The 17,341-nt window shown below is 61.8% G+C and carries 17 protein-coding genes and 4 pseudogenes; 15 read left to right on the top strand and 6 right to left on the bottom strand.

What is annotated here, in order from left to right; translation table 11 throughout:
• Positions 1–121: 121 nt before the first annotated feature.
• Together HAP54_RS49060 and HAP54_RS49065 are read left to right on the top strand one after the other, a co-directional pair.
• On the top strand, positions 122–475 hold the full coding sequence (locus HAP54_RS49060) for a CBS domain-containing protein (RefSeq protein WP_224496630.1): 354 nt from the start codon (positions 122–124) through the stop codon (positions 473–475).
• Positions 382–696: a CBS domain-containing protein gene (locus HAP54_RS49065; protein WP_224496629.1), complete on the top strand. Its 315-nt coding sequence runs from the start codon at positions 382–384 to the stop codon at positions 694–696. The genes HAP54_RS49060 and HAP54_RS49065 overlap by 94 nt, the downstream gene beginning before the upstream one ends.
• Positions 697–1,199: 503 nt before the next feature.
• Here HAP54_RS49065 and HAP54_RS49070 read toward each other — a convergent pair.
• Positions 1,200–1,364 (bottom strand): hypothetical protein, encoded by a 165-nt coding sequence (locus tag HAP54_RS49070; RefSeq protein ID WP_165128215.1) that lies wholly within the window; start codon positions 1,362–1,364, stop codon positions 1,200–1,202.
• A 251-nt stretch (positions 1,365–1,615) separates the two neighbouring features.
• Here HAP54_RS49070 and HAP54_RS49075 point away from each other — a divergent pair, with 251 nt between their 5' ends.
• The 5 genes from HAP54_RS49075 (at position 1,616) to HAP54_RS49095 (ending at position 6,005) form a co-directional block, all read left to right on the top strand.
• The gene (locus tag HAP54_RS49075) at positions 1,616–2,482 is read left to right on the top strand and encodes a cation-transporting P-type ATPase (RefSeq protein WP_283843117.1); all 867 of its coding nucleotides are present in this window, start codon (positions 1,616–1,618) and stop codon (positions 2,480–2,482) included.
• Positions 2,440–3,171, top strand: a complete 732-nt coding sequence (locus HAP54_RS49080; RefSeq protein WP_283843116.1) for a hypothetical protein — start codon at positions 2,440–2,442, stop codon at positions 3,169–3,171. Before HAP54_RS49075 ends, HAP54_RS49080 begins: the two co-directional genes overlap by 43 nt.
• Complete coding sequence (locus HAP54_RS49085) at positions 3,068–4,402, top strand: IS1182 family transposase (protein ID WP_166202952.1); 1,335 nt, start codon at positions 3,068–3,070, stop codon at positions 4,400–4,402. Before HAP54_RS49080 ends, HAP54_RS49085 begins: the two co-directional genes overlap by 104 nt.
• Before the next feature lie 73 nt (positions 4,403–4,475).
• On the top strand, positions 4,476–5,663 hold the full coding sequence (locus HAP54_RS49090; RefSeq protein WP_224741467.1) for an HAD-IC family P-type ATPase: 1,188 nt from the start codon (positions 4,476–4,478) through the stop codon (positions 5,661–5,663).
• A 105-nt stretch (positions 5,664–5,768) separates the two neighbouring features.
• Positions 5,769–6,005 (top strand): hypothetical protein, encoded by a 237-nt coding sequence (locus HAP54_RS49095; protein WP_166298314.1) that lies wholly within the window; start codon positions 5,769–5,771, stop codon positions 6,003–6,005.
• Positions 6,006–6,047: 42 nt separating this feature from the next.
• Here the strand turns inward: HAP54_RS49095 and HAP54_RS49100 are convergent, their stop codons facing one another.
• The 3 genes from HAP54_RS49100 to HAP54_RS49110 all read right to left on the bottom strand — a co-directional run bounded on the left by HAP54_RS49100 (position 6,048) and on the right by HAP54_RS49110 (position 7,086).
• Entirely contained in the window at positions 6,048–6,293 is a 246-nt protein-coding gene (locus tag HAP54_RS49100; protein WP_029084194.1) for a hypothetical protein, read from the bottom strand.
• 16 nt (positions 6,294–6,309) lie between these two features.
• Positions 6,310–6,522, bottom strand: a complete 213-nt coding sequence (locus tag HAP54_RS49105; protein ID WP_210297434.1) for a YgaP family membrane protein — start codon at positions 6,520–6,522, stop codon at positions 6,310–6,312.
• 102 nt (positions 6,523–6,624) lie between these two features.
• Positions 6,625–7,086 carry a CBS domain-containing protein gene (locus HAP54_RS49110; protein WP_165128213.1) on the bottom strand — a complete coding sequence of 154 codons (462 nt, stop codon included), beginning with the start codon at positions 7,084–7,086 and terminating at the stop codon, positions 6,625–6,627.
• Positions 7,087–7,329: 243 nt separating this feature from the next.
• Here HAP54_RS49110 and HAP54_RS49115 point away from each other — a divergent pair.
• The 8 genes and pseudogenes from HAP54_RS49115 to istB all read left to right on the top strand — a co-directional run bounded on the left by HAP54_RS49115 (position 7,330) and on the right by istB (position 13,650).
• Positions 7,330–8,060, top strand: a pseudogene (locus tag HAP54_RS49115) (CBS domain-containing protein).
• Positions 8,061–8,139: 79 nt separating this feature from the next.
• Positions 8,140–8,286: a ChaB family protein gene (locus HAP54_RS49120; RefSeq protein WP_338075783.1), complete on the top strand. Its 147-nt coding sequence runs from the start codon at positions 8,140–8,142 to the stop codon at positions 8,284–8,286.
• Between the two features lie 332 nt (positions 8,287–8,618).
• A pseudogene (locus HAP54_RS49125) lies at positions 8,619–8,978 on the top strand (sigma factor-like helix-turn-helix DNA-binding protein); the annotation flags it as partial.
• Positions 8,979–9,061: 83 nt separating this feature from the next.
• A complete protein-coding gene (gene tnpA / locus HAP54_RS49130) occupies positions 9,062–9,508 on the top strand; it encodes an IS66-like element accessory protein TnpA (RefSeq protein ID WP_166205731.1) in 447 nt (148 codons plus the stop codon).
• On the top strand, positions 9,489–9,842 hold the full coding sequence (gene tnpB, locus HAP54_RS49135) for an IS66 family insertion sequence element accessory protein TnpB (RefSeq protein WP_166205730.1): 354 nt from the start codon (positions 9,489–9,491) through the stop codon (positions 9,840–9,842). The genes tnpA and tnpB overlap by 20 nt, the downstream gene beginning before the upstream one ends.
• Before the next feature lie 125 nt (positions 9,843–9,967).
• Complete coding sequence (tnpC, locus tag HAP54_RS49140; RefSeq protein WP_166205729.1) at positions 9,968–11,569, top strand: IS66 family transposase; 1,602 nt, start codon at positions 9,968–9,970, stop codon at positions 11,567–11,569.
• A 115-nt stretch (positions 11,570–11,684) separates the two neighbouring features.
• Positions 11,685–12,872 (top strand): annotated as a pseudogene (gene istA / locus HAP54_RS49145) (IS21 family transposase); the annotation flags it as partial.
• Between the two features lie 16 nt (positions 12,873–12,888).
• Entirely contained in the window at positions 12,889–13,650 is a 762-nt protein-coding gene (gene istB, locus HAP54_RS49150; protein ID WP_029085260.1) for an IS21-like element helper ATPase IstB, read from the top strand.
• A gap of 519 nt (positions 13,651–14,169) precedes the next feature.
• On the opposite strand, the gene HAP54_RS49155 is transcribed toward istB, so the two are convergent.
• Both HAP54_RS49155 and tnpC (HAP54_RS49160) read right to left on the bottom strand, forming a co-directional pair.
• Positions 14,170–15,347 (bottom strand): IS3 family transposase gene (locus HAP54_RS49155; RefSeq protein ID WP_414646174.1). Its coding sequence is split into 2 segments (ribosomal slippage): positions 14,170–15,056 and positions 15,056–15,347, totalling 1,179 coding nucleotides; the frame shifts between segments, so codons are not numbered across the junction.
• Positions 15,348–15,711: 364 nt separating this feature from the next.
• Positions 15,712–17,295 (bottom strand): annotated as a pseudogene (tnpC, locus tag HAP54_RS49160) (IS66 family transposase).
• Between the last annotated feature and the right edge of the window lie 46 nt (positions 17,296–17,341).

Raw genomic sequence — 17,341 nt, forward strand, 5'->3', positions numbered from 1 at the left:
ATATCAGCGTGATTAGACGACCGCTTGGTTGATAAGGATCAACGCACCTCATTGTTTCCGGGAGTTAGCTGAACGTGTCAGCGCCATTGGGAGGAATTTCGCCGTGCACGTACGGGAGATCATGTCACGGAACGTAATCACAATCGACGGCGACGCATCGGTGATCGACGCTATCAAGACGATGCTGTCCCATGGCGTCAGTGGCCTTCCGGTCACCGATCGGGATGGAGTGCTAGTCGGAATCCTGTCAGAAGGAGATTTCATCCGACGCGTGGAAGTCGGGACGGAAAGGCGCCGCGGCCGCTGGCTTGCGATGCTTGCAGGCGCGAACCAGGTCGCACTCGACTTCGCCCGCCAACACGGCCGCAAGGTAGTCAGATCATGTCGCCCAGTCCGATCACGGTCGAGGAGGACACACCGCTTGAACAGGTCGTCCAACTCATGGAATCGCACGGCGTCACACGATTTCCTGTGATGCGCGATAAAAGGCTGGTCGGGATGGTCACGCGCACTGACTTCATCACCGCCATCGCGAACCTCCGCCTCGATCGGCCTTCCGCTTCCGCCAACGACGACCAGATCCGCGCGTCGGTTATTGCCGCACTGGCGCGTGCGCCTTGGCGGCCCAACGCGCTGAATGTCAGCGTGCATGACGGGGTCGTAGGCTTGCGCGGCGGCATCCGGTTGCCGGCGTGAAGCGGGCGAGGATCAGCTCTCGAAAGTCCCGCCGCCAGAGGAGGACTATGGCGGCGGTGACTTTGTCTCGCTGCAGGAGGAGCCCTCGACGGAAGACGATCAGCCATTATAGCACTCGTGCTGCCTGACTGGCACTGCCGTCTACACTACGTCGGTACAGCGAGCACTTGGCTCAGGCCTTGCCTGAAGAAATCGGCTCCCGATGGATCTCCCTACCCGGCTCATCGATGACCGCGACATAATGATCGACGGATGCGGTCGGATTCTCATGTCGGATCTTGCTCGCCGTTTGCTTGCTGTGTGTGATCACAGCTGTATCGGCTTGCGAACTCAAGTCCGATCCGATCACAGACCGGGACACCATCCTTCAGGTCGAAGTAATAGGTTGCCATCGGGAGCTTCGCGGGACCCGCGTGCCTGCGATCAAACAGTTGAAGCTGCCAGCTATTGGCAACCGGCAAGTTCAGGGAAACGGATGACGAAGGAGCCGACCTTGGTCCAGGTCAATCGGCCTTGCGATCCTCTTTCGCGTTATGCGGCGCAATCTGCCTCGCCTCCTCGTCCGCCAGCAGTTTGTGCACGATCTTGCGCTCCCCGTCCGTAAGCCGCGGATCAGCGCGCTTCTTCCTGAACAAGGCCAGGTTCTTGTTGTGAACAAACTGCTCCATGGGACGGTCTTCTGCTCCCATTCACGTACAGGGTCCGTCATCCTAGCTGTGCGTACGCAGGTTAACAAGTGACGGGCGCTGTCCGATCCTGGCGTGGCCGCCCCTTGAAGCGGGTTTGCGAGCCTGACCAAGGGATTAGCTACGTCGGAATAAGGCATACGCGGTCCGGACGGCTTGAGCCACATCAACCTCGAGCCCATGCGGCCGCGCTATGACTTACCGCAAATCCTTTCCAGCATCGCGAGACTCTCATGCCGCTCAAGCTGTCAACGTATGGGCCAGCCGTTGAGGCGTTCTGGCGGGAGCCAACCAGTTCGCTGTTGCGTACTCTCGATGCACCACGGCGCGGCCTGCGCCAACAGGAGGCCGAAAGACGGCTGGCGCAAATCGGTCCGAACCTCGCCGAGCCTTCCCAGACGCGATCGATGCTGCAGAAGGTCGTGCACCGTCTGATCAATCCGCTGATTGCCATCCTGATCGTGGCGGCAGCAGTGTCAGGATTCAGCGGCGACCTGGGAAGCGTTGCGATCATCGTCCTCGTGGTGGGCCTGTCGCTGACGCTGGATATTGTGCAGGAGCATCGCGCGGAAGTCGCTGTCGATGCCTTGCGACGATCGGTTGCGATCCAGGCTGATGCCATTCGCGATGGCGCGAGCGTTGCGCTGCGGGTGAGTGAGCTCGTCCCCGGAGACGTCGTGCAGCTCCGGACGGGCGACCTCGTGCCGGCCGACGGGGTCGCGCTTGAGGCCCGCGATCTCCAACTGAACGAAGCCCTTATGACAGGCGAACCGTTTCTGGCCGCCAAGACGACCGATCCCTGTATCACCAGTCTGCCCGCGGAAGCTAGCAATGCCCTGTTCGCCGGCACCAGCGTCGTCGGCGGCAGCGGAACCATGCTTGTCGTCGAGACCGGGCGCCGTACACGCTTCGGCATGATCAGCGCCGCGCTTTTGGCGAACGATCCGCCAAGTGCGCTCGAGCAGGGCGTGCAGAAGCTCGGTATGCTCATTCTGAGACTGACGATTTCCTCACGCTGTTCGTGCTGCTCGCCCATCTCGTGGCGCATCGGGCGGCCATGGAATCGTTCCTGTTCGCCGTCGCGCTGGCCGTCGGCCTGACACCTGAGCTGTTGCCGATGGTGATGACAGTGACGCTGGCGCGCGGAGCGCAGCGGATGGCCAAGAGACAGGTGATCGTCAAAAGGCTCTCCGCGATCCACGATCTTGGCGCGATGGACACGTTGTGCGTCGACAAGACCGGCACGCTGACGGAAGCGAAAATAGCGCTTGCGGCGGATATCGATCCCGCGGGGCGCTGTAGCGAGCGGGTGCTCGAACTGGCACGATTGAACAGCGCGTTCCAGACCGGCATCCGCAGCCCGCTGGATGAGGCCCTGCTCGCCGTGGATATCCCGTCGGGAAGCAGCGCCTGGACCCGGCTCGCTGAAATCCCCTTCGACTTCGAGCGCCGCTGCCTCTCGGTCCTCGCGGCACGCGGCAATGACCGATTTCTGATCGTCAAGGGCGCACCGGAAGCCGTCATGGCTCGTGCGGTCGCGGTCGAGGTCGACGGCTTGGCGCGACCGCTGGATGACAGCCATCGCGCCGAGCAAGATGACCATGCCCGGCAGGGCTTTCGGCTACTAGGAGCTTGTCTGGATAGTCGCTGTTCAAATCTGGTCGGGTCTGATTCAACATTGGGCGATGAGCAAGTATTTTCGGCCTTGGAACATCGATCAGACGCTGCTTCTGCCGCCGAATGTGCAGGACTTCGTGCCGAAAGGCCATGTCTCGCGGTTTATGGTTGATCTGGTGCGGGAGAGCCTCGATCTCAGGGAGATCATGGGCAGCTATGTGAGCGGGCTTGGGCAGCCGCCGTTTGATCCGCGGATGATGGTGGCGCTGCTGCTGCATAGCTATGCGAGTGGGCTGTATTCGTCGCGTCGGATTGCCAAGGCCTGCCGGGAGCGGAACGATTTTGTGATGATCGTGGCGCTGGATGCGCCGGATTTTCGGACGATCAGCGACTTTCGCAAGCGACATTTGAAGGCGCTCGGCGCGCTATTCGTGCAGGTTCTGAAGTTGTGCGAGACGGCCGGGCTGGTCAAGCTCGGTCATGTCGCGCTGGATGGTACGAAGATCAAGGCGAACGCGTCGAAACACAAGGCGATGAGTTATGAGCGCATGAAGAAGCGCGAGGCGGAATTGAAGGCCGAGGTCGCTCGCATGCTGGCGGCCGCCGAGGCGGCGGATGCCTCGGAGGATGAGACTTTCGGCAACAGCGACGAACTGCCGGACTGGACCGTCGACAAGCAGAAACGGCTGGCGAAGATCCAGCAAGCGATGGCGGCGCTGGAAGCGGACGCCAAACTGGCGGCGGAGGAAGAGCGCCGCATCGAGGCCGAAAAGGAACAGCAGCGCCAGGCCGAAGGCCGCAAGAAGCCGGGCAAACCGGCGGCGCTGCCATCGGAGGAACCCAATCCCAAGGCGCAACGCAACTTCACCGATCCGGAAAGCCGCATCATGAAGTCGAAGGATGGCTTCGTTCAGGCCTATAATGCCCAGGCGGCCGTCGATGCACATGCCCAGATCATTGTCGCGCAAGAACTGACCCAGCACGGCAGCGATCAGGGCCAGTTGGTGCCCCTGATCGAGGCCATCGAGAGCAATCTTGGCCGCAAGCCGCGGCAGGCCTCAGCGGATTCCGGCTACTGCAGCGAAGCCAATCTCGAAGCGCTCGACACACGCAGCATCGATGGCTATGTCGCGCCCGGTCGCGCCAAGCACCCGACAGTAGCGAACGGAAAAGTCGGCGGCCCGCTGACACAGGCCATGCGAAAGAAGATCGACGATGGCGGCTTCGAAACACCCTACCGATTGCGAAAGCAAGTGGTGGAGCCGGTGTTCGGGCAGATCAAACAGGCAAGAGGCTTCCGCCAGTTCCTGTTGCGGGGCATCGAGAAAGTGCGCGCCGAGTGGACAATGATCTGCACCGTCCATAACCTCCTCAAGCTGTTCAACCTCGCAAACGCAGCCTGAGCCTGCTACTCTACAACAAATGCCCGTCACGAAAACATATCTGGACGGGCTCCTAGGCGTCGCCATTCGGACTATGGCTCCGGATCAAGCGGACGTTACGACGGAGGACGAGGGTGTCCTTACGCTGGTCGGCTTCTGCGCCTTCGCCGACCCACCCAAGCGCGACGCAGCTGAAGCGGTCCGGGAACTCATGGCACGCGGCGTCCGCATCAAGGTGCTCTCCGGTGACCACGCGGCGGTGGTCGCTCACGTCGCGGATGCCGTCGGATTACCCTCACGCCGCATCCTGACCGGCAACGAGATCGCCGATTTGAGCGATCGGGCGCTCGCCGCGCAGATCGAGGATGTCGACCTGTTCGCCAGGGTCGATCCGGAGCAGAAGAGGCGGATCATCCGGGCCTTGCGCCAGAGTGGTCACGTTGTCGGGTTTATGGGCGACGGCATCAACGACGCTCCGGCAATTCACACGGCCCATGTCGGGATTTCCGTGGCCGGCGCGACCGAAGTGGCACGCGCCGCGGCGGACATAATCCTGCTGGCTCCGGATCTCTCGGTGCTGGGCGCCGGCGTGATCGAGGGACGGCGAACCTTCGCGAACATCCTGAAATATGTCCGCATGGGGACCAGTTCGAATTTCGGCAACATGCTCTCGATGGCGCTGGCGTCCATCGTCCTCCCGTTCCTGCCGCTCTTGCCGCTGCAGATCCTGCTGAACAACCTGCTCTACGATCTCTCCGAGATCGGCATTCCCTTCGACGAGATCGACGAGGAGGATGCCGAGAGACCGCAATCGTGGAGTATGGCCGATATCTTGCGATTCACGGTTGTCATGGGTTCGATTTCATCGCTGTTCGACGCCGCGACGTTCATCATTCTTCTGAAGGTCTTCCACGCTGACGCGGCGGCCTTCCAGACCGGCTGGTTCCTGGAATCCATCGCCACCCAGATCCTGGTCATCTTCCTGATCCGCTCACGGCGACCGCCATGGTGGGCCAACCGGCCGCATCGCGTGCTGGTCCTGGGCTCGCTGGGCGCCCTTGCCGCCGCCGCCTTCCTGGCGCTGGGGCCCGTCCGATCCTTATTCGGGTTCGCGGGCCTGCCGCCTGTGCTTCTGGGCGCTATTATTCTGATAACGCTCGGCTACCTCGCCGCCGCTGAGGCCGGAAAGCATTTTGCGCTTCCTGCGGTCGCTCGGCGCGAGCCAAATCGCGCCGCATGGGGACGACAACATCCTGCCGGCGATGCCGCCCTGAATGGATGACGACAATCTGGCGTGCCGGCGTGCGGTAGTCTTGGTGGCACGCCGGACCACAGTTGATCCGCATTTGCGATCCTTCATGTCATTTGGTGCAGGGCTGGACGGCAAATGGATCGACCACGGCAGCAGAACCGGCAGAGGTTTGAAGAGGCGGTTGACAGCAGTGATCGCGTCGCTACGGCGGGCGCTTCGATGCCGACGTTCGAAGACTCCGCGCGGCGTCGGCATCGTCGAGGCGGCCCGACCGTCTCATGGTACGGCCGGCTGTTGATCGTTGGAGCATTGCTGACCGCCGCGGGCTGGGAGATATTCCGGTTGCTTCTGACCATCATCACCCTCGACTGAGGGTGCGCGAACTTCGATTCAGCGGAATACTGCAGCGTCGCGCTACGCCAACTCGGTCGATTCGTTCGTTTCGTACTCGTCAGTGCTCCATCTGCGGAAGTACACCGCATCTGCGCCCGGGATGCTCACGCAACGATTCGTCCCGGCAAACTGCGCGACCTTGGCGGCAGCGACCTCGTTGATTCCAAACAGCCGCTCATAATCGTGCTCGGAGATTCTCAAAACAGCGCCGGGGTCGAGGCGATCGAGCCGTGATCGCAGCTCGGCAAGAGTAAAATCTATGCTCATCAACGTTGCCAGATCTCTAGACCGAGCTGGGATTCTGCCGGGTGTTCACTCCCAGCAACGTGTAGAGCGGACAATACGATAAGAATGCGGTCGCGATCAGGATGAAGCCGAGGGTCCCGGCAACCAGCCAGCCTATCCCGAGCGAGCCATCCTTCACGGTATAAGCGGTCAGAGCCAAACCGATGATGATTCGGGCATACTGAACGCGTCCGACGTTCCGGGTCATCATGGTAGCCTCCTTTGCCTGTGAACCGCATCTAGACTAACATCCGCCAGCATGCGCTGGAGTTGATCCGGATCAACCGCGCGTTGCCACCCGGTGGGGCGCAGCTCAATCCGTCGTCGATCTGCTGAGGCTTTGCTCGAGCGCCAGGAGCAACTGCGCACGGCCCACAATGCCAACGACCCGCGTGTCGCGAAGTACCAGCACCTGCGAGATCTGATGATTGTCCATTTCCGCGACGATCTCGTCTACCGTTGCATGCTCGTCGACGAAAACGGGCTTGCGGCTCATGACAGCATCAACACGGAGAGCCCGGGTCCGCTCGCGTACGAGCCTTCCCTCCTCCTTGCTGAGAAGCCATTCGAGCCAGAACCCTTCGGGGCAATGCACGCCGAGTTCCCTGCGATGGAGAAAATCGCCTTCCGAAATCACGCCGACTAGAGATCCGGAGCCGTCGAGCACGGGCAAGCCTCGTTGACCCGTTTCCAGCAGCAGCCGAACAGCATCAAGCAACGCCGCGCCCGGCTCGATTGTCGCGAACGAGGCGCGCATCACATCCTTTGCGAACATGCGCTATCTCCATTTAGCGATTCTAGTCTAGGATGGGCACAGCGCGCCCGCCTTGATGCACGTCAACCTTGAGACTGTGCCGGCTCGATGCTTCCGGGCCGGCGGCGAGCGGCAATCAGCTCCACGGTTGCCGACCTGGCGCGGCAAGCATCACCTGCCGACCGGCCTGGCGGATTGACGCGGATCAAGCACCAGTCGCCCTGCAACGCTTATCAGTTCAGAGATCAGCTACGGGAGGTTTCTGTGCGAGTTCATCAGATCATGGCCCGGAACGTCATTTCGATCGCTCCCGAAGCCGATATGAGGGAAGCCGCAAGCCTCATGGTCCGGCATCACATCAGCGGGTTGCCGGTTGTCGACGGGCGGCACGCGCTGGTTGGCATCCTGTCCGAGAGCGATTTTCTGCGGAGAAGTGAAATCGGCACGCAACGCAAGCGCGCCCGCTGGCTCGAATTGATCCTTGGCGCAGGCGAAGCCGCCGAAAACTACGTTCACGAGCGCGGTTGCAAGGTGGCCGAGATCATGACCGCCGCTCCGATCACGGTGGACGAACAGGTCACCTTGGCCGAGGTCGTCGAGATCATGGAGAGAAACAACATCAAGCGCGTTCCGGTCGTGCAAGACGGGAAGCTCGCTGGAATTGTGACCCGGTCAGACCTGATGCAGGCGGCGGCAAGCCTGGCCGGCCGGGTGGCCGCCCCTACCACTGACGATGAACGTATTCGCGCACAAGTCGTCGAGGAGATCGAGAACAAGGACTGGTGCCCGTCCGGACTGAACGTGATCGTCAAGGATGGAATCGTTCATCTCAGCGGCACAATTTCGAAGAACCTTGTCGGACGGCCGCCATCGTTGCCGCAGAGAAAGTCAAGGGCGTAGTCAAGGTCCATGATCACCTGCGGCGGTTCGGTTCCGTATATGGGCTCGTGTCTGAGCGCTCGCCCGAGGACGAGGAGTGGGCGCAGGTGGATTGACGGAGATCAACATTCCTTATCGCTCGAATGATACCTTCCGCTCCCGATCCAAAATCATCTGCCACCCCACGCCCAGGAAATCTATCGCGAGGCCCTCAATCACGGATTTGCCGCGCATGCGGGCGACCGCAGGCAGGAAGAAATCGCGTACCGGACCGCGTGGTCGGCGGTCAAGCGATCCTATGTCAAGGATGGTGATCATTGGGTTGCGCGCGCGCCTGCCTGAAGGCCCGTCAGGCCGATACGCTACAACTACTCAACGGGGAATTGCGCTGACTGTGGTGATCAATCAGTGTCGGAGGGTGGCGAGAGCGCCGCTGCCGCGGCTCCCGACTTAAGCGATTAGTGCGACATCAGCAGGCAGATTGGAGTTGCTGCAGCAAGCTGCATGTTTCGCGGGATCGTGAGCACGGATTTCAGGGGATCGTGAGCAGAGATTTCAGACGATCGTGAGCACGGATTTCGCGGGATCGTGAGCAGCTTTTCAGCGGCTCAGCCCGCTTCGGCCGACAACTCAACCGGCTTAGGAACTGCCTCGTCAGTGAACGAGGAAGGCCGATGCCCACCCAGAGATTGTCGATGCGCCGGATCAAAGAGGTTCTCCGCTTAAAACATGTTCAAGGCTTGCCGGAGCGAGCCATCGCGCGCACCCTGGGCATCAGCAACGGAGCCGTGCACAGCTATCTGCGCCGAGCCGGGGCTGCCGGACTGAACTGGCCGTTGCCGGTCGGAATGACCGACGAAGACCTGGAGCTGCTGCTTTTCCCTGCGCCGAGGCCTGCGTCACAGAGCCCACAGCGGCCCGTTCCCGACTGGGGCTATGTCGACAAGGAGCTGCGCCGGCGCAACGTGACCCGCCGGCTGCTGTGGGACGAGTATCGCGCCAGCCATCCCGATGGATTCGGCTACACATGGTTCGTAAGCGCTCCTTTCTACGCACCTATGCAGTTGAGCGCGGGGATGGGATGAGGTGTCCACCATGAGCGAGGTGGACACGATCGATGATCACTCCAGAAGAACCTTTGAGACTTGAGACGGTCGGCGTGTTGCGCAATGGCCGGCGTCGCTATGATCCGGCCAGCAAACAGCGGCTGGTCGAGGCCTGTCTGCAGTCTGGCGTGTCGCTGGCGGGGCTTGCGCTGCAACACGGCGTGAACGCGAACCTGCTGCGCAAGTGGGTGGCCAAGCGACAACTTCAGAACGGGGATGGCCAGCCGGAGGCGCGGGCGCCGATTGCGCCAGCCTTTATTCCGGTTCGCGCGCCGTCGCCGTCGCCAACTCGATCTGCTGGCGCGATTGCGGTTTGCGCGACGGAGCGATCCTGTGCAGGGCGGCTGACGGCATCGATGCCCAACGGCGTGACGCTTTCGCTGGAAGGCGGCGACGCGCAGTTGCTGTCGGCGGTGATTGAAGCGCTGGGGCGTTGCGATGTTCCGACTGGCGTCTGATCTTCGGGTCTACCTTCACCGCGAACCGATTGACTTCCGGGCGGGCATCAACAGCCTGGCGATCGTGGTCGAGCAGTCGATGGGGCTGGATCCGTTCCAGCGCGCGGTGTTCGCGTTCTGCAATCGTCGCCGCGACCGGATCAAGCTGCTGATTTATGATCGGTCAGGATTTTGGATGCTGCTGAAGCGGCTGGAGGCCGACAGATTCCACTGGCCCCGAAGTCAGGAGGCGGTGCTGACGCTGACGACGGAGGAGCTGCACTGGCTGCTTGACGGCATCAACATCGCGGCGGTGCGTCGTCATCCGGTGCGGCAATATCAGAGCGTGGGCTGAGCGTGTTCGATGCGGGCGGCGTCATCGGGCTTCGGCATGGCCGTTCTCAGATGACGCGGCCGAAGACATGACGAAGACATGGGAGCCCGGTTGACGCGGCGGCATGACTTCGATTCAAGACTCCGATGAGTCGCAAGCCCACGACGCACGAACTGGAAGCCTTGATCGCGGCGCACGCGGCCGAGATCGCGGCGCTGAAGGCCGAAAACGAGAAACTCGCACAACGCGTGCTGCATCTAGAGGAGCAGTTGCGCCTGGAGCGCCTGCACCGGTATGCGCCGAAGAGCGAAAAGCTCAAGGAGCGCATCTTCAACGAAGCCGAGCAGGCCGCCGCTGAAAGCCGGGACGACGACGATGTCGAGGCGGTCGCCGTGCCGGACACGGGATTGCCGGAGGCTCCAAAGCCGGCGCCGAAGGCACGCGGCCGCAAGCCGCTGCCTGACGATCTGCCGCGCCAACGCGTCGAACACGATCTGGGTGAGGATCAAAAGGACTGTCCGTGCTGCCATAATCGGATGCATCGGATGGGCGAGACCGTCACCGAGCAGTTGCACGTCGAGGTCAAGGCGTCGGTGCTGCAACATGTGCGGTTCAAATATGCCTGCCGTCACTGCGAGCGCACCGCGCTGAACACCCCGATTGTGACCGCGCCGATGCCGGCGCAGCCGCTGCCGGGTAGCGTCGCCACGCCATCGACGCTGGCGCTGGTGCTCGCCAACAAATACGTCGACGGCACGCCGCTGTACCGTGTGGCGGACGCGCTGGGGCGCGCCGACGTCAGCATCAGCCGCGGGACGCTGGGCAACTGGGTGATCCGGGCGAGCGAGTTGCATCTGCATCGGGTCTATGACGCGCTACAGCAAAAGCTCATGTCGCAGCCCCTGGTCCACGGCGACGAAACCTGGGTCCAGGTTCTTAAAGAGGACGGCCGTGATGCGCAGGCCAAATCCTTCATGTGGGCCTATCGCAGCGGCCAGGACTGCGCGCAGCCGGTCGTGCTGTTCGATTACCAGCCCGGTCGCGGCCAGCAACATCCTCAGGCCTTCCTGGCCGGCTATCGCGGCTTGTTGATGAGCGACGGCTATGACGCCTGGCGCACGCTGACAGGCGCGACCCATCTCGGCTGTATGGCGCATGCGCGCAGGAAATTTACCGATGCGCTCAAGGCCAGGACAAAGCCTGGCGGTCCGCCATTGCAGGCGCTCAAGTTCTTCGAGGCGTTGTACGAGGTCGAGAGGGTGGCGCGCCAGACGCCGCCCGACGGCGAAACGCGCGCCGCATACACCTTGCGGCTGCGCCAGCAGCATAGCCTGCCGGTATTGGCCGCCTTCCGGACCTGGCTCGACGACCAGGCGCCGAAGGTGCTACCCGAAAGCTTGACCGGCAAGGCGATCGCCTATGCACGCAACCAATGGGATTATCTGACCCGTTACACCAGTGACGGTCTCGCCCCGATCGATAACAATGTTCTGGAGCGCGACATCAGGCCGTTTTGCACCGGACGAAAAAGTTGGCTGTTCAGCGACACCGTTGCCGGCGCCAAGGCAAGCGCCGTGATCTACAGTTTGGTGCTGACATGCCGGGCATGCGGCGTCGATCCCTATGCATGGCTACGTCACGCGCTCACCGAATTGCCCCAACGCGCGCCAGACGCCGATATCGAAGATCTGTTGCCGTTCAATTGCACCGCTCAAAAAAACCTGCCAGCTGACAACGACAGCGGCTGACCGTCAAACGCTCAGGATCAATCAAGCCGTTCCGATGATCCCGCTGGGCCCCGGCGCCACGCGACGCCGCGGCCAGCCGCGCGCGCAGCCTGTGCAGTAAAATGCGCGCTTACCATGGTTCTGCACGACCTACGAGGCCTGGAAGGGGCGAGCCCGGCCTTCGATGCGGCAGACCCATCTGGGCGGCGAGAAGGTTTTCGTGGATTTCGCCGGCGACACCATCGACGTCATCGCCCCCTCAAGTGGGGAAGTGCAGTCGATGAAGCTGTTCGTCGCAGCGATGGGCGCCTCCAACTATACCTACGCCGAGGCCTGCCCAAGCGAGGGGCTCGCCGACTGGATCCGGGTCCACATCAACCTTTTCGCCTTCCTCGGCGGCGCGCCGACATTCGTGGTCTGCGACAATCTCAAGGCCGCCGTCACCAATCCCGACCGCCACGATCCTGGCCTCAACCGAACCTATGCCGAGATGGCGAGCCATTACGGCACGGCCATTCTCGCAGCCCGGCCGCGGCGCCCAAAAGATAAGGCAAAGGTCGAAGTTGCGGTGCAAGTCGCCCAGAGATGGATTTTGGCGCGGCTGCGCAACCAACGCTTCTTTTCGTTGGCGGAGCTGAACGCAGCCATCAAAATACTCGTCGTCGAACTCAATGCCCGGCAGATGCGCGACTTTGGCGCCAGCCGCGCCGAACTGTTCTCCGAACTCGACAAGCCCAAGCTCACAAAGCTGCCGGATCAGGCTTACGCTTTCGCGCGCTGGAAGCGATGCCGGGTCGGCCCCGACTATCATATCGAGATCGATGGACACTGGTATTCCACGCCATATCGGCTCATCCGTGAGCTTGTCGATGCCCGCATCGACGACAGGACGGTCGAGATCTTCCACAACGGCCGCAGGATCGCCAGCCACGCCCGCGCGCCCAACCGGCGGGGCCACACCACCACCGCCGACCACATGCCCAGCGCCCATCGGCGCTACGGCCAATGGACGCCCGCCGGAGTGATCGCCGCCGGCGAGCGGATCGGTCCGTCGACCGCCGCCTTCTTCCAGGCCGTGATCGCGGCCCGGCCGCATCCCGAGCAAGGCTTTCGCACCTGCCTCGGCATTCTGTCGCTGGCCAAAAGCTACAGCGCCGAGCGCGTCGACGCGGCCTGCCGGCGCGGCATTCTGATCAAGGCGCGATCCGTCGCCTCGATCCGCTCCATCCTCCAGAACGGCCTGGATCGCACCTTTCTCGACGAGCCCTCCGAACCCCAACCCCTGCGCCACGGCAACATCCGCGGCCGGGATTATTTCCACTGAAGCCAAGGAGACCTGTATGCTCACCCATCCCACCCACGAACGCCTGATCGAGCTCGGCTTGAGCGGCATGGCCAAGGCCTTCGAGGAGCAGCGACGATCACCTGATCTCGAAGCCTTGCCGTTCGAAGATCGCATCGGCCTGCTGGTCGACCGGGAAGCCGCGGAACGCGACACCAGGCGGCTCACTACGCGCCTCAAGCTGGCCGCGCTCCGCCAGAATGCTTGCTTGGAGGACGTCGATTTGCGCACGCCGCGGGGTATCGACCGGGCCGTCTTCGCCAAGCTGGTCAGCGGCGACTGGATCGATCGCCACGAGAATTTGCTCATAACCGGAGCGACCGGATTGGGCAAAAGTTGGTTAGCCTGTGCCCTCGGCCACAAGGCCTGCCGCGACAATCGCTCGGTTCTCTATCATCGCGTCCCAAGATTGTTCGAAGCGTTGGCACTCGCGCGGGGGGATGGACGTTATGCCCGCTTGCTCAAAACCCTTGGCCGCGCCCAGCTTCTGATTTTGGACGATTGGGGATTGTCAGTGCTCACCGCTGCCGAACGGCGCGATCTACTGGAAGTCCTTGAGGACCGCCATGGCCGCGCCTCCACCATCGTAACCAGCCAACTCCCTGTGGACACATGGCACGAAGTTATCGGAGACCCAACCTACGCCGACGCTGTCCTCGATCGCCTCGTCCATAACGCTCACCGCCTCCAGCTTGCCGGCGAAAGCATGCGAAAACGCAACGCCAGAACCATCACCCTTGACGAGCAGCCAGAACGCTGACTCTATCACCGCCTCGGCCGGAGCGGGCTGCTCACGATCGTCTGAATTCGCCGCTCATGATCGCGCGAAATCGCTGCTCACCATCACTGAAATATGCAGCAAGCCGCGCGTCATGCCACCGAACATCCATTCACCCAGTTGACTGTGCGCATAGCCACCCGTAACGATAAGATCGGCGCCTTCGGTCCTCGCCAGCCTGATGAGGTACTCTGCGTCTGGCTCCGCGGTGTGGACGCGAACCTCGAACTGGCAATTGACGCAGTGCCGTTCAAGGTAGCCCGCGACATCGCGCGCGCGGCTACATCTTGCTCATCCGACGCGCAGATTTCGGCGATCGTCACCTTCGAAGCCCGGATCAGGAAGGGCAACGCGTCTCGAACCGCCCGACGTGCCTCGCGGGTATCTTTCCAACCGACGACGACGCGGTCGGCCGATAACTTGGTCACACCTTCCGGCACTGACAGCGTGGGACCCATCCGCAGAATGGCCTCTGATCTTCCCCCGAAAAAATGGACAAGGTTAAGCTGCTTTTAGCTCCATCTCGATCGGACTGACATAGCCGATGGCGGAGTGACGACGAGTTCGATTGTAGAAGCCTTCAATGTAAGCAAAGATATCACGTGTGGCCTCTGCGCGTGTTGCATAGTGAGTGTGGTAGACGAGCTCGATTTTGAGCGTGTGAAAGAAGCTCTCCATTGGAGCATTGTCATAGCAGTCGGCCTTGCGGCTCATCGATGCCCTCAAGCCGGCAGATTGCACGACCTTGCGGTATTCCGCCGATGCGTATTGGACGCCGCGATCGGAATGATGGATCAGACCGGCGCCAGGCCGCTGCGCTGAGACGGCCATCCGCAAGGCTGCCAGCGGCAGCTCGGCACGCAAATGATCCGCCATCGCCCAGCCGACGATCCTGCGGCTGTACAAATCCATGACGGTGGCCAGATAGAGCCAACCCTGATCGGTCTCGATGTAGGTGATATCGGCGAGCCAGATCCGGTTCGGCGCAGTGGCGGTGAAGTTGCGCTCGAGCAGGTTCGCCGCGATCGGGAGGTCGTGACGGCTATCGGTCGTCCGCACCCGGCGAGGCCGTGCCATGATGGCCCTGATACCGTGATGGCGCATCAGCCGCTCGATGCGGCCACGGCTCGCCCCGCGGCCCTGGGCCTTCAATTCGACATGGATACGCGGGCTGCCGTAGCGTCCGTTTGTCTCGCGATGGACGCGCTTGATGTCGTCGACAAGCTCACGGTTGGCGACCGATCGCTGGCTCTCCGGCCGGGAGCACCAAGCATAATAGCCGGCCGGCGAGACACCGAGCACGTCGCACAGGATCGTCACAGGATAGTCGGCGCGGCGATCTTCGATGAAGCGGAATCTCATTTCGGCCCCCCAGCAAAGATCGCGATCGACTTTTTTAAAATGTCGCGCTCCATGCGCAGCCGCTCGTTCTCTCGCTGCAGACGAGCGATCTCCGCCGCGTGGTCCGCCGACGGCAGCGTCGCTTGCGTTGTGGGGCGCCGCGCCGCAGCCGTCGGCTCTCGCCCAGTTCCACGTAGTTCCACCCAGCGCCGCAAAACTGAATCGCGCAGGCCAAGTTCCTTGGCCACCGATCCGATCGAGCGGCCACTCGAAGCGACCAGATCGACCGCTTGCCCCTTATAGTCGTCCGTAAACGACCTACGCTGACGTCCTTCCATCCAACACCTCTCCTGGCTCTTCGAGCCTACTACAGGTGTCCATCAATTCGGAGGAGGTTCACTCATCCGAATCGAGGTAGTGAAAGTAATCGGACTGAATTTTCCTGCGTTTGAAAACAACGAGATCTGCCGCCCTGGCCTGCTCCGCCAGGAACGCGGTCGGGGATTCCAGCGCACGCTGCCACTCCACCTTATCGCGCTCCCGCCCGCACCTTCCTCAACCATTCGCTCTTCGCCGCAAGATCGGCGCGCATCCGCTTGATATCCGTAAGCGCGACTTTCTCGTCACATTGAATCTCGCATAGAATCAGTCGGCCCCTACGAGAGCCAGTGGATTCGCTGCTGGACGAGAGATTATGTTATATCAGGCCGGGTTTTCGGCGCTGCGGCTTTTGGGGAAGTTGAGAGGGAGTAGATCTTCAATATCGTCGTCGTCGCGGCGCTGGGGCAATTCGGTGAGGACATGTCGCAACCATGCGAAGGGCTCAACGCTACAGGCGCGACAGGTCAGCACCAGGCTATAGACAACGGCACTGGCCCTGGCTCCATCAACGGTATCGCTGAAGAGCCAATTGTTCCTGCCACAGGCGAAGATTCTGATGTCGCGCTCAAGAAGGTTGTTATCGATCGGCATCTCGCCGTCCTCGGTGTAGCACGTCAGATATTCCCACTGATTGAGCGTATAGGAGACAGCCTCGCCGAGCTTGGTGTCGGGCACGACCTTTGGGGCGATTGCTTCGAGCCATGCCTTGAGAGCGTTCAGGACAGGAATGCTGTGTTGCTGGCGGAAGCGGCGCCTGTAATTGGCCCGCGTTTCGCCGTCATCCGGTTTTTCGTCGCGCACCTGTCTTTCAATCCGGTAGAGTTGGTCGAAGAACTTGAGGGCTTGCGCCGGCGGCCCGCCGGGTTTCTTCCTCGCCTTGAGGGCGTCGACAAAGCGCCGCCTGGCGTGGGCCACGCATCCGATATGCGTGGCGCCTTTCAACGTGCGCCAGGCCGAGTAACCATCACTCATCAAGATGCCGCGGTAGTCGCCAAGGAAGGTCTGCGGGTGTTCCTGCCCACGAACAGGCTGATAATCGAACAGCACAATCGGCTGCTCACTGTCCTCGCCGCTGCGATAGGCTCACATGTACGAGGTGCTGGAGGCTTCCTTGTCCTTTTCCTTCAATACCTGAACCGTTGTTTCGTCGCCGTGGATGAGGGCCTGGCACCCGAGCCGCAGTTTCAGTACATCGTAGATGCGGAGCAGATGTCGCTCACTCGCACCGATCACCCAATGCCCCAGAGCGCCGCGGGTGATCGTGGCGCCGGCGCGCTCGACGGCTTGTGCCAGACGGTAGAGCGGTGTGCCGTCGACGTATTTGTGAGCGAGTACGAAGGCCAACGTCGAAGGCGTGGCGATGCTGCCCGGCAAGGGCTGCACCGGCATCGGCGCGATGACAATCGGCGTGTTGATCCCGGTGCGTTCGCAGTTTCGGCATGCGTATTTGAACCGTACGTTCTGCACGACCTTGGCCTTCGCCTCGATATGGGTCTGCTCGGTAAGGCTCTCCCCCATCCGATGCATCCGGCCGGTGCAGCATGGACAGACCTTCTGATCGTCGGGGATGTCATATTCGACGCGTTCCCGTGGCAGGCTCGAAGGTAACGGCTTGCGCCCTCGCTTCTTCCCCACCGACTTTCCAGTAGGCGACAATCCGGTATCGGGCAGATCGACGGCAGCATCGATTTCGTCAAAGATTTTATCGCCAACCCCAGCCTCTTCGGCCTCGTTAAAGACGCGATCAATGTGCTTTTCACTGCGCGCCGCATAGCGATGCAGTCGCGCCAGCGCCAGTTCCTCCTCAAGTCTGGAGACGCACTCGGTGAGCTGGCGGTTCTCCACTTGCAGCGCGGTTATTTGCGCCATCAGCTCTGTGACGCTCGGTTCGCCCGTTCGATTCATCGGATTCTTGAATCGGAAGCATGCCGTGGCGTCAAGATAGTTCAGC

Origin of the sequence: Bradyrhizobium sp. 2S1, assembly GCF_011516625.5 — a bacterium.
Lineage (GTDB): Bacteria > Pseudomonadota > Alphaproteobacteria > Rhizobiales > Xanthobacteraceae > Bradyrhizobium > Bradyrhizobium septentrionale.